Origin of the sequence: Enterobacter sp. Cy-643 (genome assembly GCF_011752815.1) — a bacterium.
GTDB lineage: Bacteria > Pseudomonadota > Gammaproteobacteria > Enterobacterales > Enterobacteriaceae > Cedecea.
Genome location: NZ_VWWV01000001.1, coordinates 25,531 through 49,486 on the forward strand (window position 1 = coordinate 25,531; position 23,956 = coordinate 49,486).

Annotated in this window: 28 protein-coding genes; 24 read left to right on the forward strand and 4 right to left on the reverse strand. The window is 55.4% G+C overall.

The features are described from left to right. Nucleotides 1-53: 53 nt before the first annotated feature. The 19 genes from F3J29_RS00140 to F3J29_RS00230 all read left to right on the forward strand — a co-directional run bounded on the left by F3J29_RS00140 (nucleotide 54) and on the right by F3J29_RS00230 (nucleotide 12,646). Nucleotides 54-353, forward strand: coding sequence for a hypothetical protein (locus tag F3J29_RS00140; protein WP_045783586.1), 300 nt, complete (start codon nucleotides 54-56; stop codon nucleotides 351-353). Then, complete coding sequence (locus F3J29_RS00145; RefSeq protein ID WP_166862064.1) at nucleotides 353-844, forward strand: lysozyme; 492 nt, start codon at nucleotides 353-355, stop codon at nucleotides 842-844. Before F3J29_RS00140 ends, F3J29_RS00145 begins: the two co-directional genes overlap by 1 nt. Next, nucleotides 841-1,293, forward strand: a complete 453-nt coding sequence (locus F3J29_RS00150) for a lysis protein (RefSeq protein WP_166862066.1) — start codon at nucleotides 841-843, stop codon at nucleotides 1,291-1,293. The genes F3J29_RS00145 and F3J29_RS00150 overlap by 4 nt, the downstream gene beginning before the upstream one ends. 50 nt (nucleotides 1,294-1,343) lie before the next feature. Continuing rightward, a complete protein-coding gene (locus tag F3J29_RS00155) occupies nucleotides 1,344-2,222 on the forward strand; it encodes an esterase/lipase family protein (RefSeq protein ID WP_045783583.1) in 879 nt (292 codons plus the stop codon). A gap of 199 nt (nucleotides 2,223-2,421) precedes the next feature. Further along, on the forward strand, nucleotides 2,422-2,961 hold the full coding sequence (locus tag F3J29_RS00160; protein ID WP_166862068.1) for a phage neck terminator protein: 540 nt from the start codon (nucleotides 2,422-2,424) through the stop codon (nucleotides 2,959-2,961). A gap of 3 nt (nucleotides 2,962-2,964) precedes the next feature. After that, nucleotides 2,965-4,104, forward strand: a complete 1,140-nt coding sequence (locus tag F3J29_RS00165) for a DUF3383 domain-containing protein (RefSeq protein ID WP_166862070.1) — start codon at nucleotides 2,965-2,967, stop codon at nucleotides 4,102-4,104. A gap of 10 nt (nucleotides 4,105-4,114) precedes the next feature. After that, complete coding sequence (locus F3J29_RS00170; protein WP_166862072.1) at nucleotides 4,115-4,555, forward strand: phage structural protein; 441 nt, start codon at nucleotides 4,115-4,117, stop codon at nucleotides 4,553-4,555. A 3-nt stretch (nucleotides 4,556-4,558) separates the two neighbouring features. Beyond that, nucleotides 4,559-4,972 carry a phage tail assembly chaperone gene (locus tag F3J29_RS00175; RefSeq protein WP_166862074.1) on the forward strand — a complete coding sequence of 138 codons (414 nt, stop codon included), beginning with the start codon at nucleotides 4,559-4,561 and terminating at the stop codon, nucleotides 4,970-4,972. Next, entirely contained in the window at nucleotides 4,972-5,160 is a 189-nt protein-coding gene (locus tag F3J29_RS00180; protein WP_166862032.1) for a DUF6889 family protein, read from the forward strand. The genes F3J29_RS00175 and F3J29_RS00180 overlap by 1 nt, the downstream gene beginning before the upstream one ends. Next, the gene (locus F3J29_RS00185; RefSeq protein ID WP_166862076.1) at nucleotides 5,150-6,901 is read left to right on the forward strand and encodes a phage tail tape measure protein; all 1,752 of its coding nucleotides are present in this window, start codon (nucleotides 5,150-5,152) and stop codon (nucleotides 6,899-6,901) included. The genes F3J29_RS00180 and F3J29_RS00185 overlap by 11 nt, the downstream gene beginning before the upstream one ends. Beyond that, on the forward strand, nucleotides 6,901-7,479 hold the full coding sequence (locus tag F3J29_RS00190) for a phage baseplate protein (protein ID WP_166862078.1): 579 nt from the start codon (nucleotides 6,901-6,903) through the stop codon (nucleotides 7,477-7,479). The genes F3J29_RS00185 and F3J29_RS00190 overlap by 1 nt, the downstream gene beginning before the upstream one ends. Nucleotides 7,480-7,488: 9 nt before the next feature. Then, entirely contained in the window at nucleotides 7,489-7,797 is a 309-nt protein-coding gene (locus tag F3J29_RS00195) for a phage baseplate plug family protein (protein WP_166862080.1), read from the forward strand. Nucleotides 7,798-7,807: 10 nt separating this feature from the next. Then, the gene (locus F3J29_RS00200; RefSeq protein ID WP_166862082.1) at nucleotides 7,808-8,809 is read left to right on the forward strand and encodes a hypothetical protein; all 1,002 of its coding nucleotides are present in this window, start codon (nucleotides 7,808-7,810) and stop codon (nucleotides 8,807-8,809) included. A 44-nt stretch (nucleotides 8,810-8,853) separates the two neighbouring features. Beyond that, nucleotides 8,854-9,537, forward strand: coding sequence for a Gp138 family membrane-puncturing spike protein (locus tag F3J29_RS00205; protein WP_166862084.1), 684 nt, complete (start codon nucleotides 8,854-8,856; stop codon nucleotides 9,535-9,537). Next, entirely contained in the window at nucleotides 9,534-9,884 is a 351-nt protein-coding gene (locus tag F3J29_RS00210; RefSeq protein ID WP_166862086.1) for a contractile injection system sheath initiator, read from the forward strand. The genes F3J29_RS00205 and F3J29_RS00210 overlap by 4 nt, the downstream gene beginning before the upstream one ends. Continuing rightward, on the forward strand, nucleotides 9,885-11,084 hold the full coding sequence (locus F3J29_RS00215) for a baseplate J/gp47 family protein (RefSeq protein WP_166862088.1): 1,200 nt from the start codon (nucleotides 9,885-9,887) through the stop codon (nucleotides 11,082-11,084). Next, a complete protein-coding gene (locus F3J29_RS00220) occupies nucleotides 11,081-11,761 on the forward strand; it encodes a DUF2612 domain-containing protein (RefSeq protein WP_166862090.1) in 681 nt (226 codons plus the stop codon). The genes F3J29_RS00215 and F3J29_RS00220 overlap by 4 nt, the downstream gene beginning before the upstream one ends. After that, complete coding sequence (locus tag F3J29_RS00225) at nucleotides 11,761-12,447, forward strand: hypothetical protein (protein WP_166862092.1); 687 nt, start codon at nucleotides 11,761-11,763, stop codon at nucleotides 12,445-12,447. The genes F3J29_RS00220 and F3J29_RS00225 overlap by 1 nt, the downstream gene beginning before the upstream one ends. A 13-nt stretch (nucleotides 12,448-12,460) precedes the next feature. Further along, nucleotides 12,461-12,646, forward strand: coding sequence for a hypothetical protein (locus F3J29_RS00230; protein WP_166862094.1), 186 nt, complete (start codon nucleotides 12,461-12,463; stop codon nucleotides 12,644-12,646). Here the strand turns inward: F3J29_RS00230 and F3J29_RS00235 are convergent. Together F3J29_RS00235 and F3J29_RS00240 are read right to left on the reverse strand one after the other, a co-directional pair. Further along, complete coding sequence (locus tag F3J29_RS00235; RefSeq protein WP_166862096.1) at nucleotides 12,627-13,037, reverse strand: tail fiber assembly protein; 411 nt, start codon at nucleotides 13,035-13,037, stop codon at nucleotides 12,627-12,629. The two genes, F3J29_RS00230 and F3J29_RS00235, sit on opposite strands and share 20 nt — an antisense overlap. A gap of 3 nt (nucleotides 13,038-13,040) precedes the next feature. Continuing rightward, nucleotides 13,041-13,439 carry a gp53-like domain-containing protein gene (locus F3J29_RS00240; RefSeq protein ID WP_286175094.1) on the reverse strand — a complete coding sequence of 133 codons (399 nt, stop codon included), beginning with the start codon at nucleotides 13,437-13,439 and terminating at the stop codon, nucleotides 13,041-13,043. A gap of 29 nt (nucleotides 13,440-13,468) precedes the next feature. Between F3J29_RS00240 and F3J29_RS00245 the strand changes: the two genes are divergently transcribed. After that, nucleotides 13,469-14,029 (forward strand): recombinase family protein, encoded by a 561-nt coding sequence (locus tag F3J29_RS00245; protein ID WP_166862098.1) that lies wholly within the window; start codon nucleotides 13,469-13,471, stop codon nucleotides 14,027-14,029. A gap of 3 nt (nucleotides 14,030-14,032) precedes the next feature. Here the strand turns inward: F3J29_RS00245 and F3J29_RS00250 are convergent, their stop codons facing one another. Next, nucleotides 14,033-14,881 (reverse strand): MurR/RpiR family transcriptional regulator, encoded by an 849-nt coding sequence (locus F3J29_RS00250; protein ID WP_008459467.1) that lies wholly within the window; start codon nucleotides 14,879-14,881, stop codon nucleotides 14,033-14,035. 207 nt (nucleotides 14,882-15,088) lie between these two features. Between F3J29_RS00250 and yfhb the strand changes: the two genes are divergently transcribed. Together yfhb and tadA are read left to right on the forward strand one after the other, a co-directional pair. Further along, entirely contained in the window at nucleotides 15,089-15,727 is a 639-nt protein-coding gene (gene yfhb / locus F3J29_RS00255; RefSeq protein WP_166862100.1) for a phosphatidylglycerophosphatase C, read from the forward strand. A gap of 63 nt (nucleotides 15,728-15,790) precedes the next feature. Beyond that, nucleotides 15,791-16,294 (forward strand): tRNA adenosine(34) deaminase TadA, encoded by a 504-nt coding sequence (tadA, locus tag F3J29_RS00260; RefSeq protein WP_166862102.1) that lies wholly within the window; start codon nucleotides 15,791-15,793, stop codon nucleotides 16,292-16,294. Here tadA and mltF read toward each other — a convergent pair. After that, on the reverse strand, nucleotides 16,185-17,735 hold the full coding sequence (gene mltF / locus F3J29_RS00265) for a membrane-bound lytic murein transglycosylase MltF (RefSeq protein WP_166862104.1): 1,551 nt from the start codon (nucleotides 17,733-17,735) through the stop codon (nucleotides 16,185-16,187). The two genes, tadA and mltF, sit on opposite strands and share 110 nt — an antisense overlap. A 248-nt stretch (nucleotides 17,736-17,983) precedes the next feature. Here mltF and purL point away from each other — a divergent pair, with 248 nt between their 5' ends. Further along, nucleotides 17,984-21,871, forward strand: coding sequence for a phosphoribosylformylglycinamidine synthase (gene purL / locus F3J29_RS00270; RefSeq protein ID WP_166862106.1), 3,888 nt, complete (start codon nucleotides 17,984-17,986; stop codon nucleotides 21,869-21,871). A 647-nt stretch (nucleotides 21,872-22,518) separates the two neighbouring features. Further along, nucleotides 22,519-23,955 (forward strand): sensor histidine kinase, encoded by a 1,437-nt coding sequence (locus F3J29_RS00275; protein ID WP_166862108.1) that lies wholly within the window; start codon nucleotides 22,519-22,521, stop codon nucleotides 23,953-23,955. Nucleotide 23,956: the final 1 nt, after the last annotated feature.

The following is a 23,956-nucleotide window of genomic DNA, read 5'->3' on the forward strand; positions in this document are numbered from 1 at the left end:
AAATCGCTTCTTTACCCCCACGGCAGTTCGACTCCTCAACCGAAGGTTCTTCCATGCACGACCAACCCGCAAATCTGGTCACGCAGTCTTTTGCGTGGCTGGCGGCGCTTGCCGCCGGTCTGGGTATCACGACACAGGATATGGTCTACATGATATTCGGGCTGCTAAGCGTACTGATTTCACTGGCTTCCTGGCTGGGCGGCAGGCTGGATGCTCACCGCCAGCATCTCGAAGATCAAAAACGCACCCGTATCCTCCAGACGCTGGTGGATGACTTGCAAACCCTAAACCGAGCCGAGCAGATTGAGATTATCAGGGCAGTCAGCGAGGTACTGAAAAAGGCAGGTAACTGATGGCGCTTTCTCCCGGACTCAGAAAAACATTACTCGGATTGTCAGGGGCGGGCGCTCTGACGATTGCTGGCACGCTCCTGCCCGAACTGGAAGGCGTGAGCTACACCCCGTATTACGATGTCGCTGGCGTGCTGACCGTCTGCTACGGGCATACCGGTAAAGATATTATTCCCGATAAAACTTACACCCTGTCTGAGTGCAGACGCTGGCTTGACCAGGATCTCCGTCCCGCAGCTCAGGTAGTCTCCAGGGCCGTCACAGTCCCGGTGAGTGAGTACCAACGTGCAGCTTTGATCAGCTTTACCTACAACGTCGGCACAGCCGCTTTTCAGCACTCGGCCGTGCTCAGGATGTTAAACGCGGGCGATTATGAACAAGCCTGCGCTGGACTGAAAAAATGGATCCGGGCGGGGGGGAAGCAGTGGCAGGGGCTTATCAACCGTCGCGAAGTGGAGTACCAGCTTTGTACCTGGTCGGAGCCGGAAAAATGAAGCCTTTAACCTCATTTATGCTGGCAGCCTTTACGCTGCTCATCGCCATCAGCTGGTGGTTTCACCAACGCTACGCGGTACAAAAACAAAGGGCAGAGTCAGCCATACAGCAGCTGGCTCAGCAAAAAAATGCGCTGCAAAACCTTGTCCTGCGCCAGCAGGCGCTAGCCGAACTGGATACCCACTATAGCGAGGAGTTAACCCATGCCCGGCTCACCATTGAAAATCTGCAGCGTGATGTGGCTGCTGGTACTCAGCGGCTGCGCGTCAGCGCCACCTGCAAAACTGTGCCTGCCCCCACCGCCACCGCCAGGCTGGATGATGGCGCCGCCCCCGGACTTACTGACGCCGCTCAGCGGGATTATTTCCTTCTCCGGGAGCGAATAGAAACGAGCAACAAGCAGCTGGCGGGGCTGCAGGAGTACATCCGCAATCAGTGCCTGAACTAAGCCTCGAATTTTCGAGGCTTTTTTATTCCTACGTCAAAGAGGTCATTCCTATGTCTACATCCCTGAAGTACCCGATTGTTCTGGTCCACGGTCTGTTTGGTTTCGACAAAATTGGCGGGATCTACCCCTATTTCTACGGCATCAAAGAGGCGCTGGAGAAAGCCGGGGCGAAGGTCTACATCGCCACGATTTCCGCGCTGAACAGCAATGAAATGCGCGGCGAGCAGCTGCTGGAATTTGTACGTAAAGTCCTGGCTGAAACGGGGGCTGCAAAAGTTAACCTGATTGGCCACAGTCAGGGGCCCTTGGCCTGTCGCTACGCTGCGGCGACCCATCCTGAACTTATTGCCTCGGTCACCTCCGTGAACGGCGTTAACCATGGCTCAGAAGTGGCAGACCTTGTTCGACTGGCGCTGAAGCCTGGCCGCCTGCCTGAGTCTATCGCTAATGCGGCTTTGTCGGCCTTTGGGCAGTTGCTTTCCGCCCTGGCCGGGGCGCCTCGTCTGCCTCAATCCGGCGTGGATGCCCTGGATGCGTTGACCAGCGAAGGCGTGGCCGCCTTTAACAAGAAGTATCCGCAGGGGCTGCCTGCACAGTGGGGCGGCCAGGGCAAAGAGCTGGACAACGGCGTGTACTACTACTCCTGGAGCGGGATTATCGACTACAACCCGCTGAACCAGGGCGCGAATAACCTGGATCCACTGCACGTGGCCATGCTGGCGTTTTCCATCCTGTTTACCAACGAACGTTTCCAGAACGATGGCCTGGTCGGTCGCTACAGCAGTCATCTGGGCAAGGTGATTGGCTCCGACTATTCAATGGATCACGTCGATGCCATCAACCAGCTTGCCGGCGTGGTGGCCAGCAACAGCGACCCGGTCAAGCTGTACGTCGACCACGTGGCTCGTCTGCAGGCCAAAGGGCTGTAAGCCTTATCTGACCGCCTTCGGGCGGTTCAGACTGCTGACAAACCTCCGGTAATAGAAGATATGCCGGACGGCTCGTGAAAAAACTGGAAAATCAATTCATTGATTTTCGGCTGATAACCACAAAGAGGGAAAAACCACGCTTTTCCCTCTTTGTTAGCAACCTCAACCGCCTTTGGGCGGTTTTTCTTAGGAGAAATCAATGAATGACACCACGCGTCCGGGCTTTCTGACGCCGCTGGGGGCATCGCCACATTATGACGATGCGCTTGATGCGGATCTTACCGGCTGGATTGTCGGCGTATCGGGCCTGCCGCCGGAAATGGTGATGGCGAAGTGGAGCGATCCACCCCCCGCCACGCCTGCAGCCGGTATTACCTGGTGTGACTTTTTTACCCATGTGAAGCAGACGGAAACGCCTTTCTTCCACTCGCAGGACAGCGACCAAAGCGTACTTCAGAGCATCGAGTCCGTGGACGTGACCTGCGGCTTTTATGGCCCCGGCGCTCAGGCCGTTGCCGCGCTTTTTCGTGATGGCCTGAACGTGCCGCAAAACAATGCCGAGCTGAACCGGCTGGGCCTGACGTTTTTACGGTGCAGTGGCCTCACGCCGGATCCTGAATTTATCAACAACCAGTGGCTACGCCGCTACACCCTCACCGTGGCGCTCAAGCGCAGTATTGCCCGGCGCTACGGTATTCGTTCCATCCTTTCATCCGCAGTAAAAATCATTGGAGAGTAAGCTATGTCACAGGGTTTACCTGTATCTAACATTGTCAGCGTGACAGTGAATATGGCGCCACGAGCGGCGCAGTCCCGTAACTATGGTGCGCTTCTGGTCGTAGGGGCGAGCAACGTTATCGATGCGAAAGAGCGTATGCGCGCTTATTCCAGCCTGAGCGGCGTGGCCGCCGACTTTGGCCTGGACGCCCCGGAATACAAAGCCGCCAGCCTTTACTACCAGCAGTCCCCGCAGCCTGCCGACCTGTATATCGGGCGCTGGGTAAAAGAAGAGAGCGAGGGCAAAGCCGGAGAAACCATCGCCGAATGCGTCTCCGCGCTGAGTGCGCACTCGACCGACTGGTATGGTCTGGTGATTGCCGACGATACCCTTACCGATGAAGGCGTGCTGGCCGTGGCGGCGGTTATTGAAGGCGACGGCGTTTCCCGTATCTTTGGTCATACTTCCGCCAGCGCTAAAGTGTTGGACGCTAACGACAGCACCGATATCTTCAGCAAACTGAAAGCGGCTAAGTTCGCCCGCACTTTTGGTCAGTATTCCAGCGCCACGCCGTTTGCGGCAGCCTCCCTGTTTGGCCGTGCGTTCACCGTTAACTTCAACGGCAATAACACCACCATTACCCTGAAATTCAAGCAGGAACCGGGGATTACCGCAGAAACGCTGACCCAAACGCAAATCAATGCTCTTTCCGCGAAAAACGCCAACGTCTTTGTGAATTACAACAACGACACCGCCATTATTCAGGAAGGCGTAATGAGCAACGGCAGCTTTATTGATGAGCGCCACGGCCTGGACTGGCTGCAAAACTATGTGCAGACCAACCTCTACAACCTGCTTTACACCAGCACCACCAAAATCCCACAAACCGATGCCGGTGTAACCCGTCTGCTGAGCAACGTCGAGCATTCTATGGCGCAGGCGGTCACCAATGGCCTGGTGGCACCGGGTGTCTGGAATGGCGCCGATATTGGCCAACTGGCCTCCGGCGACACGCTGACCAAAGGCTACTACGTCTACGCTCCGGCTGTAGCGACTCAGGCGCAGTCAGACCGCGAGGCGCGTAAGGCGCCAGTGATTCAGGTGGCCTGCAAACTGGCGGGTGCCGTGCACTTCGCCGACGTCGAAATCAATGTTGTTCGTTAAGGAGATTTAAATGGGTACTTATTCTTTTATGGATGTTACGGCCTCTCTCGTGGGGCCAACCGGCGTGATTGATTTGGGCGCGGGCAGCGCGAACGGCGACGCCGGGATCAAAGTGGAAATGGCTGGCCCAAAAAATACCATGACCGTGGGTATTGACGGTGAGGTAATGCATAACCTCTCTCCGGCGAAAAACGGCGCTATCACCGTGACGCTGATGAAAACCTCGCCGGTGAACAAAAAGCTGATGCAGGCCTACAACGCCCAAACCCTCTCTTCGGCCCTGTGGGGTAAGAATACGATCGTCGTGCGCAACACTTCCTCCGGCGATTTGGTGTCGGCCAGCAGCGTGGCGTTTTCCCAGCTGCCAGCGAACAGCAATGGCAAGGATGCAGGCACCATGGACTGGAAGTTTGACTGCGGCAAAATCGATCAGCAGCTCGGGGAGTTCTAAGCCATGGAAATTACCCTGAAAGCGGTGAACTACCGCATTGGCAAGCTCGGCGTTTTTGAGCAGCTTAGCGTTGCACGCAAGCTGCTGCCGGTTCTGGCGGGCGTTGTGGGTGATTTTCGCAGCTTACAGGGTAAGGAGGGCGGTAACGCCCTCGAAACCGTGCTGCCTAAAATTGCCCGGACACTGGCTGACCTCAGCGAGGAGGATTGCAACACCATTCTGTATCCATGCCTCTCGGTCGTGACGCGCGAGCATATGAAGGGTTGGGTGCCGGTCTTTAGTCAGGGCGCATTGTCCTTTGATGATATCGACCTGATGACGCTGCTGCAGCTGGTGGCCCGGGTGGTGGCCGACTCGTTGGGAAATTTTTTGCAAGAACTCCCCGGCAGCGAAAACCTGGCCCCGTCGGCGGCCTGATGCTGGAGACGCTGCCGGGCGGGGAAGATTACATTCTTCGCCCGGCGGAGGTCTTCGGCCTCAGCTGGCTGGATCTGAAAAGCGGCGCGGTGGATCTCTACGACATTGCGCTGATGAATGATTACCTTGAGATGCAGGCCGAGAATAAGGTCTGCGTCGCACGCTGGAGAGAGGAAAATGAGCGCTAGCGCACAGCTTGTTCCTTACGTCCCGATCCCAGATTTTTTTTATCAAGAAGACCTTAGCTCGCGAATCAACGCCGCTTTTGGGGAACTGGATAAAACGCTGAAAAAGGGAAAAGAAGAGGCGGCAAAAGTTGATTTTGAAAAACTGACCAAAAGTTTCGAAAACTTCAGTAATCAGGTGCTGTCTCCGCTAACTAAAGCGGGATCCTGGTTTGAAAAGCGGCTGTCTGGCATCGAGAAGGATGCACAGGCAGCTCAATCTCTGAACGCCGATTTAGAGGCTTACAAGGCACTGCAATACGGTGCCAGTCAGTCAGGGGCGGACATTGGTGCGCTGCAAAAGTCGATTAAAAACGTCAGTGAGTATGTGAACGGTGACTCTCTGCACGAGAGCCTGTTGAAAAGTCTCGGCGTAAAAACGCATGATAGCGCTGGCTTAAAGCGGGATAACGCCGATATTTTCACGCAGGTTGCCCGTTCTTTGGGCGCAGTGAACAGAGACAGCGCCGATTTCTATGCATTGAATCTGGGGATTGATGACGACACGCTGCATGCGATGCAGCGCGGATTAGGCCAGTTTGCCGAAGAGTATCAGGACTTGTCCCTCCGCATAGGCGGAAGCGCAGAGCAAAGCGCCGACCAGTCCGAAAAATTTATGCAGTCCTGGCGTAAAGCCGACTCCGTGTTTGATTTGTTAGTAGCAAAATCAGGCGGCGATCTGGCCGAAAAATTGGCTGAGCCCGTTGAGAGACTGGCCGAAAAAATGCTGGTTAAAGCGCCACAAATTGAACGCGTGTTGGACAAAATTGGCGCCGTCGTTGAACAGTTTGCTGACATTTTCGTTGATGCACTGAGCGGCACCATCGACTGGGTTACCGACGTGATGGCCTGGTGGGAGCGCCTTGACGAAGGTTCTCAGGGGCTAATCGGTGGTTTAGCGGGGCTTACCGCGGCCTGGCTGGTTCTGAACAGCGCATTTCTCGCTTCCCCTGTCGGGATTATCCTCTCGCTGGCTGCGGCCATTGGCCTGCTTTATAACGACTACCAGAAATGGAAAGCTGGGGAAGAGAGCTTTATTAACTGGGGAGAGTGGGGACCGGTTATTGAAATGGCTGCGGACACGATCGGTAGCCTCGCGAAAACCATAAAAGATCTTATTGTTGATATTGGCAGCCTACTGGGCATCGATTTTAGCAAGTGGTCTATCAGCACCATCTTTAAGGGGCTTCTGGACAACTTTAATCAGTTAGGCGCAACGCTAAGACTGATTGGGAGTCTGATCAATGCGCTAAAAGAGGGGAACTGGACAGAAGCAGCCAATATCGGAAAGTCATTGGTAGCAAACGGTCTGTTCCAGACGCCGGCGACCAAAATTGCGGATGGCGCAGCAGGAATTATTAAAGAGAAGCTCTCTAAAGGATGGCACACATTCCAGGGCTGGCTTGCTGGAGATGAAGAAAAAGGCTCTGGCGGAAAGTTATCCAATGCTGTCAATAATCTCATTCAGCCCGATCCTGTCTCAATGCTGCTTCCCGCTGGTGTTGCCAACAATGAACGCCTGGCGACTTCGGGAGATTTTACCACGGCGAACAACAGCACTACGCATTCACCCACGATTAACAGTAATACCCATATCGTCGTGAATGGCGTCTCTGAACCCCATCTGGCCGCGACCGAGACATCTGAGCGCTTGTTCAATGTTCATTCTCAGCTGGCGCAGCAGTATGACAGGAGGATGAGCTAATGGATATTTTTGGTGCTTACTTTCAGCCACGTACGAGCTTCTCCGGTTTTCTGGTGCCGGATGTGGTGGTCAGCGAGGTGCATACCGATAAATTAACCGTGGCTAAACACCCGGTCGAGTTTGGCCCGAATATCAGCGACCACGCCTGGGCCGAGCCCGGCGAGTTAACGATAGATTGCATCTTTAAGGCCGGTGGCTCACTGGTTGATTTTGCCAATACGACCGCGCTCGGCTCCTGGCTAAACGCGGGCCCCAGCCCGGCACAAATTTACCAGCAGCTGTTGGATCTCCAGACCAAAGCCGAACCCTTCAGGGTCATCACCCGTCGACGCTCTTACGACAATATGTTGATTACCTCGCTGACGGTAACGACGGGGGCTAAATCGGAAAATATTCTTGGCTGCAAGCTGGTGCTGACGGAAGTATTACTGACGGCCACAGAAGCGAGTGCCATGCCGCCGAAAACCGATATGGACGAAGGGGTTTCGACGACTTCTGTCGGCAATAAGGGAGAGAAAGTGGTTACCACCCCAATGGGCTCGGCCAAAATCACGCCGCTCCAGCCGAAAACAAAATGAGGAGAGACAATGTCAATTGCAGAAATTCCCCTCAGCGCGGATAACCAGGTCTTTACGATCCAACTTGCCGGACGGACTCTGCGCATGCGGCTGCTGTATCGGGATGCCGCTGGCTGGATCCTGGATATTCTCGATGCTGACAATCAGCCTGTTGTGAACGGGATCCCGCTGGTGGCCGGTGCCGATTTATTGGCGCCATATAACTGGCTTGGTTTTGGCGGAGGACTATGGGTTGGCTGTGATAATGAGGCTCAGGATTACCCGAGCAAAACCGATCTCGGGCACGGCAGCCATCTTTACTTCGTGACGGCAGATTAAGGAGGAGGAGATGAGTCAAAACTGGTCCCGCCACTTTGAGCTCCAGCTTCTGAAGGAAGACGGCAGCGGTATTGCGCTCTCTGGCTTTAAGGTGACGTTTAAAATCGACTGGCATGCCGGCAGCTCACCGAAAACGGCCGAGGTGAAGATCTATAATCTCGCGCCGGACAACGTGAATCGGATTGCTCAAAAGGAGTACAGCAAAATCCGGCTGATTGCGGGCTACAACGGATTAGAACCGGTTGTAGACAGCAGTGAAGTGGGAAAAATCCGGGTTGTCGAACCTGCCGAGTGGGGGCCGCGAGATGGCATGAATTTCGGGGTGCTTTTCAGCGGGGATATACGCATCTGGATGACCGGGCGAGAGGATACCCCTGACGACTGGATTTTAATTCAGGCTATTGATGGCCATGAGGCGCTGATGTCCGCGGTGCTGAGCGCCACGCTTGCTAAAGGCTACACGGTATATGACATGTACCAGCTTGCGGCAGGGGCGCTGAAACCTTTTGGCGTTCTGCCCGGCAGGCTGCCGCCTTTTCCTGAAACGAAGTTTCCCAGAGGGTATACCTTCCACGGCAAGGTCAGCAGCTATCTCGATCAAATCGGTAAGCTCTGCAACGCCACCTGGAAGCTGTCGAATGACAGGCTGGACTATTTCAACGCCGCTGAGAAAGCGCATCCGCCCGTGAACCTTAACAGCCAGAGTGGCCTGGTTGGGCGGCCGCAAACGTCAACCAATGCTGGCGTAACCCTGAAATGCCTGATTAATCCCACAATCCTGCTCCACGGCCAGGTGAAGTTAGATCAAAACACGCTCTATAAGCCTGCGCTACTTGCTAAGGATGACTATACCCGGCCTTCTCCGGACGGCGTGTACGATATTTATGGCATTACCTACAACGGGGATACCCGCGAAAATCAATGGTATATGACCATGATGTGCTTCCCGGCAGGCCAGTACGTCAAGGATGTAGAAGGGGCGTGGAAAAACCATTCCACCTCTAATAAATAAAAGCCAAACCCGCCTCTGCGGGTTTTTTTATCCCTGGAGGAATCATGGCTCTGACGACTTCGGTTCTCAGCGGTGAGCTGGCCGATACGCTTGCGGCCAGCCGGGCCGCATTAAGTAACGATCTTCGGGTCGCGTTACCCGGCATTATTCAATCTTTTGATCCGCTATCTGTTACCTGTGAAGTTGCGCCTGCTATCCGGGGCGCGAGGATGGAGAGTGACGGGACAATGGCTTCAGTCGCCTACCCGCTGCTGGTGGATGTGCCGGTTGTTTTCCCGCACGGCGGGGGCTGCTCGCTAACGTTTCCGCTTAAAAAGGGAGACGAATGTCTGGTCATTTTCGCCGATCGCGCCATCGATTTTTGGTGGCAAAGCGGGGGCATCCAGGAGCCGGTCGATGCCCGCCAGCACTCGTTGTCGGACGCTTTCGTGCTACCCGGCCCCCAATCACAGGCGAAAAAAATCAGCGGTATCAGTTCCACGGCAGTCCAACTGCGCAGCGAAGACGGCAAAGCCTTTGTTGAGCTGGATCCCGGCAGTCACGGCATCACGCTCGCTACGCCGGGAAAGCTCACCGCGACGGCGGCCAGCATTGAGTTGACCGGTGAGGTGAATATCAAAGGCAACCTGACAGTGAGCGGCGATGTTACTGCCAGCGGCATAAGCCTGACAAAGCACCGCCACGGCGGCGTGCAGTCCGGCGGCGCAAATACGGGAGGTCCGGTATGAAATATCGCAGAGAGAACAGCGACGGGGATTACACCTTTGGCCAGGGAGAAAACACTTTCCTGGAAAATTCGCCCGAGTGCGTAGCTCAGGCAGTGAGTACCCGGCTAAAACTGTGGCAGGGGGAGTGGTTTCTGGATAACCGCGCCGGCACGCCTTACCGCCAGTCCGTTCTTGGCAAGCAGCAGGATGATACCTGGGTATTAATGCTGATTGACCGCGTCAGCCAGACCATGGGCGTTAAGTCCGTGCTGGATGTCACCGCCGCACGTACTGAAAAACGCACCGTAACCTTCAACGCCACCATCGACACCGTTTACGGTCCCACCACTTTAAACAGCGAGGCATAAATGGCCCTCAATTCTGAAACGCTGGGGTTATCGGCAACGGTAACGGCCCAGGGGATAACCGCGCCTGATTATCAAAGCCTGCTAGGGACTTTGATGGATGCGTTCAGGCAAATCTACGGCACCGATGCGTACCTGGAGCCGGACAGCAAAGACGGGCAGCTCATCTCGCTGGTGGCGCTGGCCATTCATGACGCCAACAACGCGGCGATTGCCACCTACAACAGCTTTTCGCCTGCGACAGCGATGGGGCGGGCGTTATCGAGCAACGTTAAGATCAACGGTATTGTCAGGCGTGCGGCGACCTTCTCGACGGTCGATCTGCTTCTCACGGGCATTCCCGGCACGACTATCACCCGAGGTTCTGTCAGAGATGACAGCGGCGTGACGTGGTTTTTGCCTGAGGTGGTATCGCTCGGCGTTGATGGCTCGGTAACAGCCACCGCAACCTGCGCCAGCAGCGGCGTAATGGCTGCCCCCGCGGGGTCCATCACCATTATGGGCACCCCAACGCGCGGCTGGACTGCCGTCACGAACCCTCAGGCTGCCACGCCGGGTGTTGCAGCGGAAACCGATGCCGAATTACGCATCCGGCAGTCGCAGAGCGTTGCCTTACCTGCGCTCACGCCGTTTGAGGCGGTTGAGGGGGCGATTGCCAACATCGCAGGGGTAACCCGGCATAAGCTCTACGAAAATGATACCGGTGCCGTCAACGCCAATGGCCTGCCGCCGCATTCCATTGCCGCGATTGTGGACGGTGGGGATGTGACGGAAATTGCCCGGACGATCAGGGGCAAAAAGGGGCAGGGCGTAGCAACCTTCGGCGCGACGTCCATTGTGGTGCCCGATCTCTATGGCAATCCCCACTGTATTGCTTTCTCACGATCTGACAATGTGCCGATTTACGTCGACATCGTGCTGAAAGTGTTCACCGGCTATACGTCGCAAATCGGCGAACAGATGAAGCAGGCGATTGCCGACTATATCAACGGCCTGGGCATTGGCGACAGCGTGCTGCTGAGCCGCATTTACTCACCGGCTAACCTGGGCGTGGTCAGCGGCGGGCAAGCGCGATATTACGACATCACTGACCTGCTGATCGGCAAATCCTCTTCTGCGGTCGCGGCAGCAAACGTCAATATTGGCTACAGCGAAGCCGCCTCCTGCCGCGTGGATAACATCACTATCACGGTGAGCTCATGAGTAAATATACCGGGCGCATCACCAGTTACCACGCCAGCAAGCCCCTGTTTTTTGCCCACGTGGATCTGAGTACCCGTCCTTTCACTGAAACCGCCAACACCACCGAAAGTCTGGTCAATGCGTTTGATATCGACACTGCGGTTGGGGTTCAGCTTGACGCGCTGGGAAAGTGGATTGGGCGAAGCCGTATCGTTAGTCAGCCTATTTCCGGCGTCTATTTCAGTTGGGACACCGACGGGCTGGGTTACGACCAGGGCGTGTGGCAGGGGCCTTACGATCCTGATGCAGGCTACACCTCACTGAGCGATGAAACCTACCGCATCATCCTCAAGGCAAAAATCGCGATGAACAACTGGGACGGGCAGAACGACACGCTGCCCGCGATTCTGGACGCCGCCACGGCAGGGGCGGGTTTGCGCATGCAAATCGTCGACAACCAGGACATGACCATTTCCGTATGGGTGCTGCCGGAAACGGACATTGCAGACGTTTCTCTGGAGCTTATTGCGGCCATCAAACAGGGCTACCTGACGGTGAAAGCCGCGGGCGTTTGGGCCGGAGACATTCAGACGCCTTCGGTAGAAGCGCCGTCGCAGGGCGGCAAATTCTTTGGGTTTGATATCAACAATCACTATATCGCCGGTTTTGACGACGGCGCATGGGAGAGGAAACTTTAATGGCTACAAATCAGTTTAAACCTTTTGCGACCAGGCCTGACGCCAACGTCACGCCGCAAAATGAATGGGAAAATTTGCCCGCGCTGTTAAGCGGCTTTGCCGGCGGTAAAGCCAGCAGCGCTCAGGTGAACAAAGCGCTGCGCCAGACGTCATTTATTGCCGCCGCGCTGGCCCAGTTCGTGAGCGATAAAAGCGGGCAGGACGTGCTGGACGACGGCGACATCGCCGCCTTCCTGGCGAAGCTTACTTCAGGTTTTGGTAACCAATATCTCAGCCGCCAAAACCCCTTCGCGGATATTAAGGCCGACGGTGCCGGGGCTGTTTCTACGGCTCTCGCAAACCTTGGTTTGGGAAATGCGAAGTTTGTAACTAACCAAGGGAGCAACGTTAATGGCGATTGGACCATTTGGTCCGATGGTACTATTGAGTTGAATGGCTATAGGTCAACGATTGTTGATGGTCTCGCAACCGTCATTTTTCCAATAACCTTACCAAAACTGGCAGTGAATATATCTATTGCTGAGCATTTAAATACTGATCTAGGGTCATCTGTTGAACAACTACATGTTTCTATGGTTATAGATGACACAATAACAACCAGCGGATTTAAAGCTCGTTGTCAAACTATAAATGGTGGTCCATCAGGATACGGATTTTCATGGCGTGTTTATTGCTCATCTAATTAATAAAGAGGTTACCATGCGTTATTTTGATCCTACAACAATGACTGAGGTTTTGCCTGTCATACATAATACTGCTGGTACGATTGAGTTACCGGATGACAATTGGTTCTTTACGTTATCATATATGCCACAAGGAAAAAGACTCGCAGCCAATGAAAACGGCGAGCCAATATTAGTTGATATTACTGATTCGGAGCAGTAGGCCATTCAATATTTGGTGCGCTAGAGGTATCAACAGCCTCTAGTGCATCAAGGTAATCTAGCCATAAATTGTACTGCATCCGTTCGTCGTCTTTTAGACGGCCAATTACGGCTTTACCAGGCCATTGTTTATTGTTAATGAATTCGTTTGCTTTTAATATATAAAAGTTCTTATTCATTTCTTCCATATGAATAAGATTATCATGGGTGAGCGGTGGCTTTTCGAGTAGTACTGGCTCCCCGTTTTTATCACCTGAAATAAAAAGTCCTTTCTCTTGGCCCTTGAGCAACTCTGACCAGCGCTCAGCACTTATTTCAACCGAATCATCAGGTGCATATTCAGCATCAATAAAAAAGCCATTCTCTTTTTTAGAATAAAAATAATTTTTCATCTGTTAATCCCCTATAGCTATCCAGTAAGCAAATTGCTCAGATATCTGAGATGCTAGCGAACCCATCAAAGAAAATTGAGATGGTGTAACGGGCAAGGCCGAGAAACTATAAACGGCAGTGACCCCTGAACGAGCATTATCATAAGATGTTACAACTGAATAAGCTGTATTGCTGAACGATACAGGCAATGTAATATTTGATGGTGTTCCTAAATTACCAGCAACGGAAATTCCTGTCTGAATTATTGTTCCGTCTGGAAATTTTCTCCATCGACTAGTACCTGCACTTTTTTGCCAGAAAGACATATCAGGTATCTGGCTTGCTCCCGTCCCTACACCCCGTTTCGCCGCTTCCCCCAAACCAACCTTTAAGAAAATGCACATCCTGCCGCGCCGTGGCATGCTCTCAGCCTTTTGTGAGGCAAAACGTCATGCTGGTAGGCTATGTCAGGGTGTCAACAAATGACCAAAACACCGCGCTGCAGAAAAATGCGCTGGAGTGTGCAGGATGTGAGCTGATTTTTGAGGATAAAATCAGCGGTAAAACGGCGGACAGGCCGGGGTTAAAAAAAGTGCTCAGAACGCTCGGTGAAGGCGATACGCTTGTTGTCTGGAAGCTGGACCGGCTTGGGCGGAGTATGCGCCACCTTGTTTCGCTGATTGAGGAACTGCGCACGCGCGGGATTAACTTCCGTAGCCTGACGGACAGCATTGATACCTCTACGCCGATGGGGCGATTTTTCTTTCACGTGATGGGCGCTTTGGCCGAGATGGAACGCGAGCTTATCGTCGAAAGAACCCGGGCCGGACTGGCTGCGGCCAGAGTGGAAGGGCGAATTGGCGGGCGGCGGCCTAAACTGTCGGCCACGCAGTGGGCGCAGGCCGGGCGATTAATTGCTGCCGGAGAAACAAGGCAGCAGGTGGCGATTATTTACGATGTCGGCGTTTCCACGCTGTATAAAAAATTTCCGGCAAATGCGAAGCAGCCTTGAGCCCTAAACCAGCTTCTTCACCAGCGCCTCGCTCTGGCGGATCCGCTCCGGCGCATTTTCCAGGTCCTGCTGCACCAGCGCCATAAAGAGCAGATCGGTCAGCATCATTTGGGCACTGGTTGAGGAGATGGCTGCGCTGCGCGTGGCCTGTTCTTCCGCGATGGTATACAGGCACAGACTGGCTCGCTGCTGCAGAGCATTAGGCGTGAAGCCGGTAATTGCGAGGATTTTCGCCCCGGCGTTCAACGCTTCATCGGCCGCCAGATTGATCTCCCGCCGCTCGCCCGAGTAGGAAATAGCGAGCAGCACATCCTCCGGCGTCATCGCCTGCACGGTTGCCAGCAGGGCATGCATATCCTGCTCGGCGACGGCGTGAATACCAATCTTCATTAACTTCCACGAGAAATTCTTCGCTACCAGGCCGGATGCGCCTATTCCCACGAGCAGCACGCGCCGCGCATTGCGCAGCAGTGAAACGCTCGCCAGCAATTTATCTTCCGCATTAATATCCAGCGTGGCGTGCATTGCCGCGATATTCTCTTTAATCAACTTCTCCCCAACAAGCCTCAGCGGATCGTCACCCAAAATTTGGTTGTGAACCGGAACGGAGTTAGGGTTTTGGCCGCTCGCCAGCGCTTCGCTGATAGCCAGTTTCATCGCCGGGAAGCCCTTGAACCCCAGTTTCTGCGCAAATTTTACGACGCTGGACTGGCTGACACCGGCTTCTTCTGCCAGCTGCTGTGAACTGAGATGGCGTGCGCGATCGGGCTCCGCGAGCAAAAAGTCGGCCAGCTTGCGGTCACTCTGGGCCAGCATGGCGTAACGGCTTCGAATGCGCAGTAAACAGTTCATTTCACCTCCGGGGCGGCACTTCTGATAACGACTTGCTCTGGTAAGCATCTGAGCGAATTATAAATTCCATTATAGAGCAATGTTGCCGAATTAAATATTCTGTTGTGTTCAACCGGCCAGCCTGGAAGGCGCGCGGAAAATCACCGGGCTATCTGTTAGGCTTTACCCTGCGTCGTTTTGTGCACGCGAGTCTCAAAGGAGCCAGAATTGACAACTCATTATCCGCGCCGCATCGTCTTTTTTGACCTCGATGGCACCCTGCATCAGCAGGACATGTTCGGCAGTTTCCTGTTTTATCTTCTGCGTCGCCTGCCGCTGAACGTGCCGCTGGTTATTATGCTGCTGCCGCTGATTGGCGGCATGATGCTGATCAAAGGCAGCGCGGCCCGCCAGCCAATGAGCCTGCTGCTGTGGAGCATCACGTTTGGGCGCCGCGAGGCCCGGCTCCAGCGGCTGCAAAGTGAGTTTGTCGCCTGGTTCCGCCAGAAGGTGAGGGTATTTCCGGTTGTCCAGCAGCGCCTCACGGATTATTTGCACAGCCCGAACGCCGACGTCTGGCTGATTACCGGCTCGCCGCAGCCGCTGGTAGAGAAAGTCTATTTTGATACGCCGTGGCTGCCGGAGGTCAACGTTATTGCCAGCCAGATGGCGCGAGCTTACGGTGGATGGATCCTGACCCTGCGCTGTCTCGGCCATGAGAAAGTGGCTCAACTGGAGCAGCATCTCGGCGTGCCGCTGCGGCTTTATAGCGGCTACAGCGACAGCCATCAGGATAATCCTCTGCTGTATTTCTGTGAGCACCGCTGGCGCGTCACGCCTCAGGGGGAACTGCAGCAGCTTGAGTGAGGCGTTTTGAATCCGTTAAGCGGTGTGTATAATGCGCCGCCCACTTCTGCCGCGGAGAGCGTTGTGTCAGAGACAGAATTTACCCATGAACACTGGATGCGCCACGCCCTGACCCTCGCTCAGCGAGCCTGGGATGAAGGAGAAGTACCCGTTGGTGCGGTGCTGGTACACAATAATCAGGTCATCGGTGAAGGCTGGAATCGTCCGATAGGTCGCCACGATCCTACGGCTCATGCGGAGATCATGGCGCTGCGCCAGGGCGGACTGGTACTGCAAAATTACCGTCTGCTGGACACCACGCTCTACGTCACGCTCGAACCTTGCGTCATGTGCGCGGGGGCGATGGTGCATAGCCGCATTGGCCATTTAGTGTTTGGGGCGCGTGACGCTAAAACCGGGGCGATAGGCTCGCTGATGGACGTGCTCGGCCATCCGGGAATGAACCATCAGGTGCAGGTCAGTGAAGGGGTGCTCGCGACAGAGTGCTCAGCCATGCTGAGCGATTTTTTTCGCGCTCGTCGCCTTGAGAAAAAGGCCCTAAAGGAAAAGGCCCGTAAGACGGACTAGCCAGCTCAACCGGGGCAACCGCAGGGTAAGCCTCGGCAAACTTATCCGCCTGAGCTGCGATCTTCTGTTTCTCCTGCAAATACCCTTCCAGACTTAGCTGATACTTGCGAATGTTCTCCACATACGCGTAAGCCTCGTGTCCGCGAGCATAGCCATAGGTTGTTTTACTGTAATAAGGCTTCAGGCTCAGCAACGGCAGGCGCGTTTTCACATCGGCCCAGCTGTCCGGGTTGCCTTTTTGTCTGGCCGTCAGCTGACGGGCATCCAGCATGTGGGCATAGCCCATGTTATAGGCCGCCAGCGCGAACCAGATGCGCTCGTATTCCGGTACCGTGGCCGGGACCTTGCTCATCATATCTTTCAGATACCGGCTGCCGCCGCTGATGCTCTGTTCGGCGTCGAGCCTGTCTGTGATGCCGAGGCTTTGGGCCGTATTTTTTGTCAGCATCATTAACCCGCGCACGCCGGTCGGTGAAGTCGCGTGAGTATCCCAGTGGGATTCCTGATAGGAAATGGCCGCCAGCAGCGGCCAGTCAATGTCGTCAGAGTACTTTTCAAACAGCGGCTGGAGTTCCGGCAAAACGGCATCCACCGCGTTCAGGAAGGTTCGGGTATCGACGTAATCAAAATCACCAATATGGCCCAGGTATTTCTCCTCAACCCTCGCCAGCGTGCCGTCGCTGCTGATCTGATTATAGAAATCGAGCAGCGCGGCGCTCATGCTGTCGTCGCCATCGCGTTTAGAGAACCAGGTGACCGGTTGTTCATCCGTGACGTCCAGGGCAACGGCCAGTTGAGGATGCACGCGCTGGAAAAGGCTGATGGCGATGGAGTCTGAGATGGTAAACGCGATATTGCCGTCAATTACCTGCTGCAAGAGTTGGTTGCTGGTTTGTTTGGCGTCAATGCTCCAGCTCAGGTCGGGGTACTGAGCGTCTTTTAGCTTTTGCAAATCGCTCACCACCGCCTGGCCGGGAGAAAGCACCAGCTGCGACGGCTTGACGCCGCCGAGAGATTTGGGGCGCGGGCTGCCCACGCGGTAGACCATCTGCTGCGAAACGGAATAATAAGTTGGCCCCGCCTGGTAGTCACTGCTGCGGCGAGAGTTGTACACCAGGCCTGCGGCGAGCAGGTCGGCATTGTCATTGTCCAGGTCATCAAACAGCGCGTTGATGTTTGGCCGCACGACGACTAACAGCTTCACGCCCAGGTAGTCCGCAAACTGTTTCGCGAGCTCGTAATCCAGACCCGTTGCCTTGCCGTTAATCATCGTCCAGGTGAGCGGCGATGAAATGGTACTGACGCGCAAAACCCCCCGCGCTTTGATCGCGGCGATACGGTTTTCGGCCTGATTGAAACCTGGAATGGAGGGCCATAAAGCCACTGCCAGCAACAAGGTGACGATACCGATAAGCAGATAATTAATCTTTATTCTTTTCAAATAGATAACATTCTGCAGCAGGATGAGCCTTAGCCAACAATAACCATGATTTGTCTGAACCCCGTCAGTGAATGAGGCGCATTTTGCGTAAGAAAACGCCAGTAAGCAACTTTTAAGAATATATCGTTTACTTTTCGTGCAATAAAAACTTCTGCTGTTATTTCTACGCAAACGGTTTCGTCGCGACGGAGGATTCTCTATAATGACGCCCGTTTTCCCCCCTTCGCCCTGAAGACGAGAGATCTTTAATGATGGAAATTCTGCGTGGTTCGCCTGCTCTTTCGGCATTTCGTATTAACAAACTCCTGGCCCGTTTCAACGATGCTAACCTCCCGGTAAGCGATATTTATGCCGAGTATGTTCATTTTGCCGACCTCGAGGCGCCGCTAAACGCCGACGAGCTTGCCCGCCTGCAGCGGCTGTTGAAATATGGTCCAACCCTCGCAGAGCATGCGCCGGAAGGCACCCTGCTGTTGGTGACTCCGCGCCCTGGCACCATCTCCCCCTGGTCTTCTAAAGCTACCGATATCGCCCACAACTGTGACCTGCCGCAGATTAAGCGCCTTGAGCGCGGCGTGGCCTGGTATGTTACCGGCAGCACGCTGACCGCTGAGCAACTGCAGGACGTGGCGGCCCTGCTGCACGACCGCATGATGGAGAGCGTGTTTTCCTCTCTGAACGATGCGCAGCAGCTGTTTACCCAGCAGCAGCCGGCTCCGGTGCAGAGCGTTGACCTGCTCGGCAAAGGGCGCAATGCGCTGGTGGAAGCGAATATTCGCCTCGGCCTGGCGCTGGCGGAAGACGAAATCGACTACCTGCAGGATGCGTTCAACAAGCTTGGCCGCAACCCGAACGACATCGAACTGTACATGTTTGCTCAGGCGAACTCCGAGCACTGCCGCCATAAGATCTTTAACGCCGACTGGATTATCGACGGGCAGAAGCAGCCGAAATCGCTGTTCAAAATGATCAAAAATACCTTCGAGAAAACGCCGGATTATGTGCTGTCTGCTTATAAAGACAACGCGGCGGTGATGGAAGGTTCCGCCGTCGGTCGCTTCTTCGCTGACCGTGAAGCAGGGCGCTATGACTTCCATCAGGAAGACGCGCACATCCTGATGAAGGTTGAAACCCACAACCATCCGACCGCTATCTCTCCGTGGCCGGGGGCGGCAACCGGTTCCGGCGGTGAAATCCGTGACGAAGGTGCTACCGGGCGCGGCGCGAAGCCAAAAGCGGGCCTGGTGGGCTTCTCCGTGTCTAACCTGCGTATTCCGGGCTTCGAACAGCCGTGGGAGCAGGATTTCGGCAAGCCAGACCGCATCGTCACCGCGCTGGATATTATGACCGAAGGTCCTTTGGGCGGGGCGGCGTTTAACAACGAATTTGGTCGTCCGGCGCTGACCGGCTACTTCCGTACCTACGAAGAGCAGGTGAACAGCCACAACGGTCTGGAGCTGCGCGGTTACCACAAACCTATCATGCTGGCGGGCGGGATCGGCAACATCCGTGCCGACCACGTGCAGAAGGGCGAAATCACGCCGGGCGCGAAGCTGATTGTGCTGGGTGGCCCGGCAATGAACATCGGCCTGGGCGGCGGGGCGGCTTCGTCAATGGCTTCCGGCCAGTCCGATGCGGATTTAGATTTTGCTTCCGTGCAGCGCGACAACCCTGAAATGGAACGCCGCTGCCAGGAAGTGATCGACCGCTGCTGGCAGATGGGCGACGACAACCCAATCCTGTTTATCCACGACGTTGGGGCGGGTGGTCTGTCCAACGCCATGCCTGAGCTGGTCAGCGACGGCGGGCGCGGTGGCCGCTTCGAGCTGCGCGATATTCTTAACGACGAACCGGGGATGAGCCCGCTCGAAGTCTGGTGTAACGAATCTCAGGAGCGCTATGTGCTGGCCGTTGCGCCAGAGCAGCTGCCGCTGTTTGATGAACTTTGCCGCCGCGAGCGCGCGCCGTATGCGGTGATTGGTGAAGCCACCACCGAACAGCACCTGACGCTCAACGACAGCCACTTTGATAACCAGCCGATCGACATGCCTCTGGATGTGCTGCTGGGCAAAACGCCGAAGATGGAGCGCAACGTTGAGACGCTGAAAGCTAAAGGCGATGCCTTCGACAGCAGCGAAATTTCAATTGCCGATGCGGTGAAACGCGTTCTGCACCTGCCGACCGTGGCTGAAAAAACCTTCCTCGTGACAATCGGCGACCGCACGGTAACCGGTATGGTTTCGCGCGATCAGATGGTTGGCCCGTGGCAGATCCCGGTTGCCAACTGCGCGGTAACTACCGCCAGCCTGGACAGCTATTACGGTGAAGCGATGTCTATCGGCGAACGTGCGCCGGTAGCCCTGCTGGACTTCGCGGCATCCGGTCGCCTGGCCGTGGGTGAAGCCTTAACGAACATCGCCGCGACCCAAATTGGCTCCCTGAAGCGCATTAAACTCTCCGCAAACTGGATGGCCGCCGCCGGCCACCCTGGTGAAGACGCTGGCCTGTATGAAGCGGTGAAAGCCGTGGGGGAAGAGCTGTGCCCAGCGCTGGGGATCACTATCCCGGTCGGCAAAGACTCCATGTCGATGAAAACCCGCTGGCAGGAAGGTAACGAGCAGCGCGAGATGACTTCTCCGCTGTCGCTGGTGATCACCGCGTTTGCCCGCGTGGAAGACGTGCGCGGCACCGTGACGCCGCAGTTGAGCACCGAAGACAACGCCCTGCTGCTGATCGATTTAGGCAAAGGTCATAACGCGCTGGGTGCAACCGCGCTGTCCCAGGTTTATCGTCAACTGGGCGACAAGCCTGCTGACGTTCGCAGCGTTGAGCAACTGAAAGGCTTCTGGGATGCAATGCAGGCGCTGGTGGCGGATCGTAAACTGCTGGCCTGGCACGACCGTTCCGACGGTGGGCTGCTGGTGACCCTGGCGGAGATGGCCTTTACCGGCCACTGCGGCGTTGAGGTTGATATCGCCGGTCTCGGGAACGATCGCCTGGCCGCATTGTTTAACGAAGAGCTGGGTGGCGTGATCCAGGTTCGCGCTGAGGATCGCGCAGCCGTTGAGGCGCTGCTGGCTAAGCATGGCCTGGCTGACTGCGTGCATTACCTCGGTAAAGCTGTCGAAGGCGACCGCTTCACCATTAGCGCTGACGGGCGCGCGGTGTTCAGTGAAAGCCGTACCACGCTGCGTATGTGGTGGGCAGAAACCACCTGGCAGATGCAGCGTCTGCGTGATAACCCGGCCTGTGCGGATGAAGAGCACAACGCCAAGGCGAACGATAACGATCCAGGCTTGAGCGTGAAGCTGAGCTTCGATATCAAAGAAGATATTGCTGCGCCGTTCATCGCGACGGGCGCGCGTCCTAAAGTGGCCATCCTGCGTGAGCAGGGCGTTAACTCCCACGTTGAGATGGCGGCCGCCTTCCACCGTGCGGGCTTTGACGCCATCGACGTGCATATGAGCGACCTGCTTGCGGGCCGCACCGGGCTGGAAAACTTCCACACGCTGGTGGCGTGCGGCGGCTTCTCTTATGGTGACGTGCTGGGCGCGGGTGAAGGCTGGGCGAAGTCCATCCTGTTCAACGCTCGCGTGCGCGATGAGTTTGAAACCTTCTTCCATCGCCCGGAAACCCTGGCGCTTGGCGTTTGTAACGGCTGCCAAATGATGTCTAACCTGCGTGAGCTGATCCCAGGCAGTGATTTGTGGCCGCGCTTTGTGCGTAACCAGTCCGATCGCTTTGAAGCGCGCTTCAGCCTGGTTGAGGTGACCTCCAGCCCGTCGCTGCTGCTGCAGGGCATGGCCGGCTCTCATATGCCTATCGCGGTTTCTCACGGCGAAGGTCGTGTGGAAGTGCGTGATGCCGCTCATCTCGCCGCGCTTGAAAGCAAAGGGCTGGTGGCGCTGCGCTTCGTGGATAACTTCGCGAAAGTCACGGAAACCTACCCGGCTAACCCGAACGGTTCGCCAAATGGGATCACCGCGGTGAGCAACGAAAGCGGGCGCGTGACCATCATGATGCCGCATCCTGAGCGCGTGTTCCGTACCGTGAGTAATTCCTGGCATCCGGCAGAGTGGGGCGAAGACAGCCCGTGGATGCGTATTTTCCGCAACGCACGTAAGCAGCTGGGCTGATTACCCTCACCCCGACCCTCTCCCTAAAAGGGAGAGGGGGAAAACGGTCGGCAGGCTCCGATCCGGTGCCCTGCTTTTAGAGGGTGTGAAATAGCCAACAGGCTCCGATCCAGTCCCCTCTCCCCTTTGGGGAGAGGGCCAGGTGAGGGGCCTTTTTTGTCACTAAATCACGACATTTCCATTTATATGATGTCTCCAAAAGGAGACATTTAACGCATTGATTTTAAATGATGTAATTGGGTGGATTTTAGAGTGTTGTGAAATGGCGACACAAAGAACAAAAAATACGCACAATATATCTTCCTTCTGGCTCTTTTAATCATTTTTAAAACAATGAGTTGAATTGAAATAGATGAAGTTGGCATGATATCTGCTTAATAAAGCCCAGTGGCTCATTCAATCTCTTATGTCAGCGTCTTTTCAGACAGACTACATAAACCGCCGAATGACGCACAAAAAGGTGCCTGCCGTCCGATTTTTGATAAATGCCTTCTGGCTTATCATGCTCCGGGCGAAACGTTGAGTAAGGCGCCGCCTAATTCCTAAGCAAAGGCAGGGTTTTTAACCCTGCCTTTGTTGTTTCCGGGAATCGCACCTTTCCACCACGCGCAATCGCGGCTAGCATCGTGTCATACAGGTAATGTGAGATGAAGCTATTGAACCAGTGGCATTTTTTCCCTCGATCTTTGCGCCAGCTTGTCATGATGGCCTTTTTATTGGTGCTCGTACCGCTGCTGGTGCTTGCGTGGCAGGCGTGGCAAAGCCTTAACGCCCTGAGCGCTCAGGCCGCATTGACCAACCGCACCACGCTGACCGATGCCCGCCGCAGCGAAGCGATGACCAATGTCGCGCTGGAAATGGAGCGGAGCTACCGGCAGTATTGCGTGCTTGATGATTCACGCCTTGCCCAGCTGTATCAGGGGCAGCGCCAGCGTTATGCTCAAATGCTCGAAGCCCATGCCTCCGTATTACCCGATCCGAAACTCTACCAATCGCTCAGCCAGTCTTTGAACGATTTGGCAGAACTCAAATGTAAAAACAGCGGGCCGGAAGCGCCTGCGGCGAACCAGCTGGAGCAATTCGCCTCAACCAATGCTGAAATGGTGCAGGCCACGCGGGCGGTGGTATTCTCTCGCGGACAGCAGCTGCAGCAGGAAATTGCCGAACGAGGCCAGTTCTTCGGCTGGCAGGCTTTAGTGCTGTTTCTGCTCAGCCTGGGGCTGGTTATTATCTTCACCCGCATGATTATCGGCCCGGTGAAAGGCATCGAACGGATGATTAACCGGCTGGGGGAAGGGCGTTCTCTCGGCAACAGCGAGGTATTTAAAGGCCCGCGTGAGCTGCGCTCCGTTGGGCAGCGCATTGTCTGGCTAAGCGAGCGCTTGTCCTGGCTTGAGTCCCAGCGCCACGAGTTCCTCCGCCATCTTTCCCATGAATTAAAAACGCCGCTCGCCAGTATGCGAGAAGGAACTGAGCTGCTTGCTGACCAGGTTGCCGGGCCGCTCAATGCCGACCAGAAGGAGGTCGTTGCCATCCTGGACAACAGCAGCCGCCATCTGCAAAAGCTGATTGAACAGCTGCTGGACTATAACCGCAAGCTGGCAGACGGAACGGTCACGCTGGAAAGGGTCGAGCTGGCCCCGATTGTGGAGATGGTTATCTCTGCCCACAGTCTGCCGGCGAGGGCTAAAATGATGCATACGGACATTCAATTAAGCCCCAAAGCCTGTCTCGCAGAGGCTACGCTACTGATGAGCGTACTGGATAATCTCTACTCCAATGCGGTGCACTATGGCAGTGAATCCGGTACCATTTACCTCCGGAGTTTGCAGGTGGGCGCGATACTGTACATTGAGGTCGCGAATACCGGCGAGCCGATTCCGGCCACGGAACAAGAGATGATTTTTGAGCCTTTCTTCCAGGGCAGCCACCAGCGGAAGGGCTCCGTAAAGGGAAGTGGGCTGGGGTTAAGTATCGCCAGGGATTGCATTCGACGTATGCACGGAAAACTTAGCCTGATCAACGCTAACAGCGCGGAAGTGTGCTTCCGTATCGAATTACCGGTTTTCCCTGAGAATGATTAAA

Excerpts from the sequence above, each read along its gene's own strand:
- purL (WP_166862106.1), top strand. The coding sequence starts at position 17,984 with ATGATGGAAATTCTGCGTGGTTCGCCTGCTCTTTCGGCATTTCGTATT.
- F3J29_RS00220 (WP_166862090.1), top strand. The coding sequence starts at position 11,081 with ATGAGTAAATATACCGGGCGCATCACCAGTTACCACGCCAGCAAGCCC.
- F3J29_RS00245 (WP_166862098.1), top strand. The coding sequence starts at position 13,469 with ATGCTGGTAGGCTATGTCAGGGTGTCAACAAATGACCAAAACACCGCG.
- F3J29_RS00150 (WP_166862066.1), top strand. The coding sequence starts at position 841 with ATGAAGCCTTTAACCTCATTTATGCTGGCAGCCTTTACGCTGCTCATC.
- F3J29_RS00160 (WP_166862068.1), top strand. The coding sequence starts at position 2,422 with ATGAATGACACCACGCGTCCGGGCTTTCTGACGCCGCTGGGGGCATCG.
- F3J29_RS00170 (WP_166862072.1), top strand. The coding sequence starts at position 4,115 with ATGGGTACTTATTCTTTTATGGATGTTACGGCCTCTCTCGTGGGGCCA.
- F3J29_RS00210 (WP_166862086.1), top strand. The coding sequence starts at position 9,534 with ATGAAATATCGCAGAGAGAACAGCGACGGGGATTACACCTTTGGCCAG.
- F3J29_RS00240 (WP_286175094.1), bottom strand. The coding sequence starts at position 13,439 with ATGCCACGGCGCGGCAGGATGTGCATTTTCTTAAAGGTTGGTTTGGGG.
- F3J29_RS00235 (WP_166862096.1), bottom strand. The coding sequence starts at position 13,037 with ATGAAAAATTATTTTTATTCTAAAAAAGAGAATGGCTTTTTTATTGAT.
- F3J29_RS00200 (WP_166862082.1), top strand. The coding sequence starts at position 7,808 with ATGAGTCAAAACTGGTCCCGCCACTTTGAGCTCCAGCTTCTGAAGGAA.
- F3J29_RS00140 (WP_045783586.1), top strand. The coding sequence starts at position 54 with ATGCACGACCAACCCGCAAATCTGGTCACGCAGTCTTTTGCGTGGCTG.
- F3J29_RS00205 (WP_166862084.1), top strand. The coding sequence starts at position 8,854 with ATGGCTCTGACGACTTCGGTTCTCAGCGGTGAGCTGGCCGATACGCTT.
- F3J29_RS00275 (WP_166862108.1), top strand. The coding sequence starts at position 22,519 with ATGAAGCTATTGAACCAGTGGCATTTTTTCCCTCGATCTTTGCGCCAG.
- F3J29_RS00165 (WP_166862070.1), top strand. The coding sequence starts at position 2,965 with ATGTCACAGGGTTTACCTGTATCTAACATTGTCAGCGTGACAGTGAAT.
- F3J29_RS00145 (WP_166862064.1), top strand. The coding sequence starts at position 353 with ATGGCGCTTTCTCCCGGACTCAGAAAAACATTACTCGGATTGTCAGGG.
- F3J29_RS00190 (WP_166862078.1), top strand. The coding sequence starts at position 6,901 with ATGGATATTTTTGGTGCTTACTTTCAGCCACGTACGAGCTTCTCCGGT.
- F3J29_RS00225 (WP_166862092.1), top strand. The coding sequence starts at position 11,761 with ATGGCTACAAATCAGTTTAAACCTTTTGCGACCAGGCCTGACGCCAAC.
- F3J29_RS00185 (WP_166862076.1), top strand. The coding sequence starts at position 5,150 with ATGAGCGCTAGCGCACAGCTTGTTCCTTACGTCCCGATCCCAGATTTT.
- F3J29_RS00155 (WP_045783583.1), top strand. The coding sequence starts at position 1,344 with ATGTCTACATCCCTGAAGTACCCGATTGTTCTGGTCCACGGTCTGTTT.
- F3J29_RS00180 (WP_166862032.1), top strand. The coding sequence starts at position 4,972 with ATGCTGGAGACGCTGCCGGGCGGGGAAGATTACATTCTTCGCCCGGCG.
- F3J29_RS00195 (WP_166862080.1), top strand. The coding sequence starts at position 7,489 with ATGTCAATTGCAGAAATTCCCCTCAGCGCGGATAACCAGGTCTTTACG.
- F3J29_RS00230 (WP_166862094.1), top strand. The coding sequence starts at position 12,461 with ATGCGTTATTTTGATCCTACAACAATGACTGAGGTTTTGCCTGTCATA.
- F3J29_RS00215 (WP_166862088.1), top strand. The coding sequence starts at position 9,885 with ATGGCCCTCAATTCTGAAACGCTGGGGTTATCGGCAACGGTAACGGCC.
- F3J29_RS00250 (WP_008459467.1), bottom strand. The coding sequence starts at position 14,881 with ATGAACTGTTTACTGCGCATTCGAAGCCGTTACGCCATGCTGGCCCAG.
- F3J29_RS00175 (WP_166862074.1), top strand. The coding sequence starts at position 4,559 with ATGGAAATTACCCTGAAAGCGGTGAACTACCGCATTGGCAAGCTCGGC.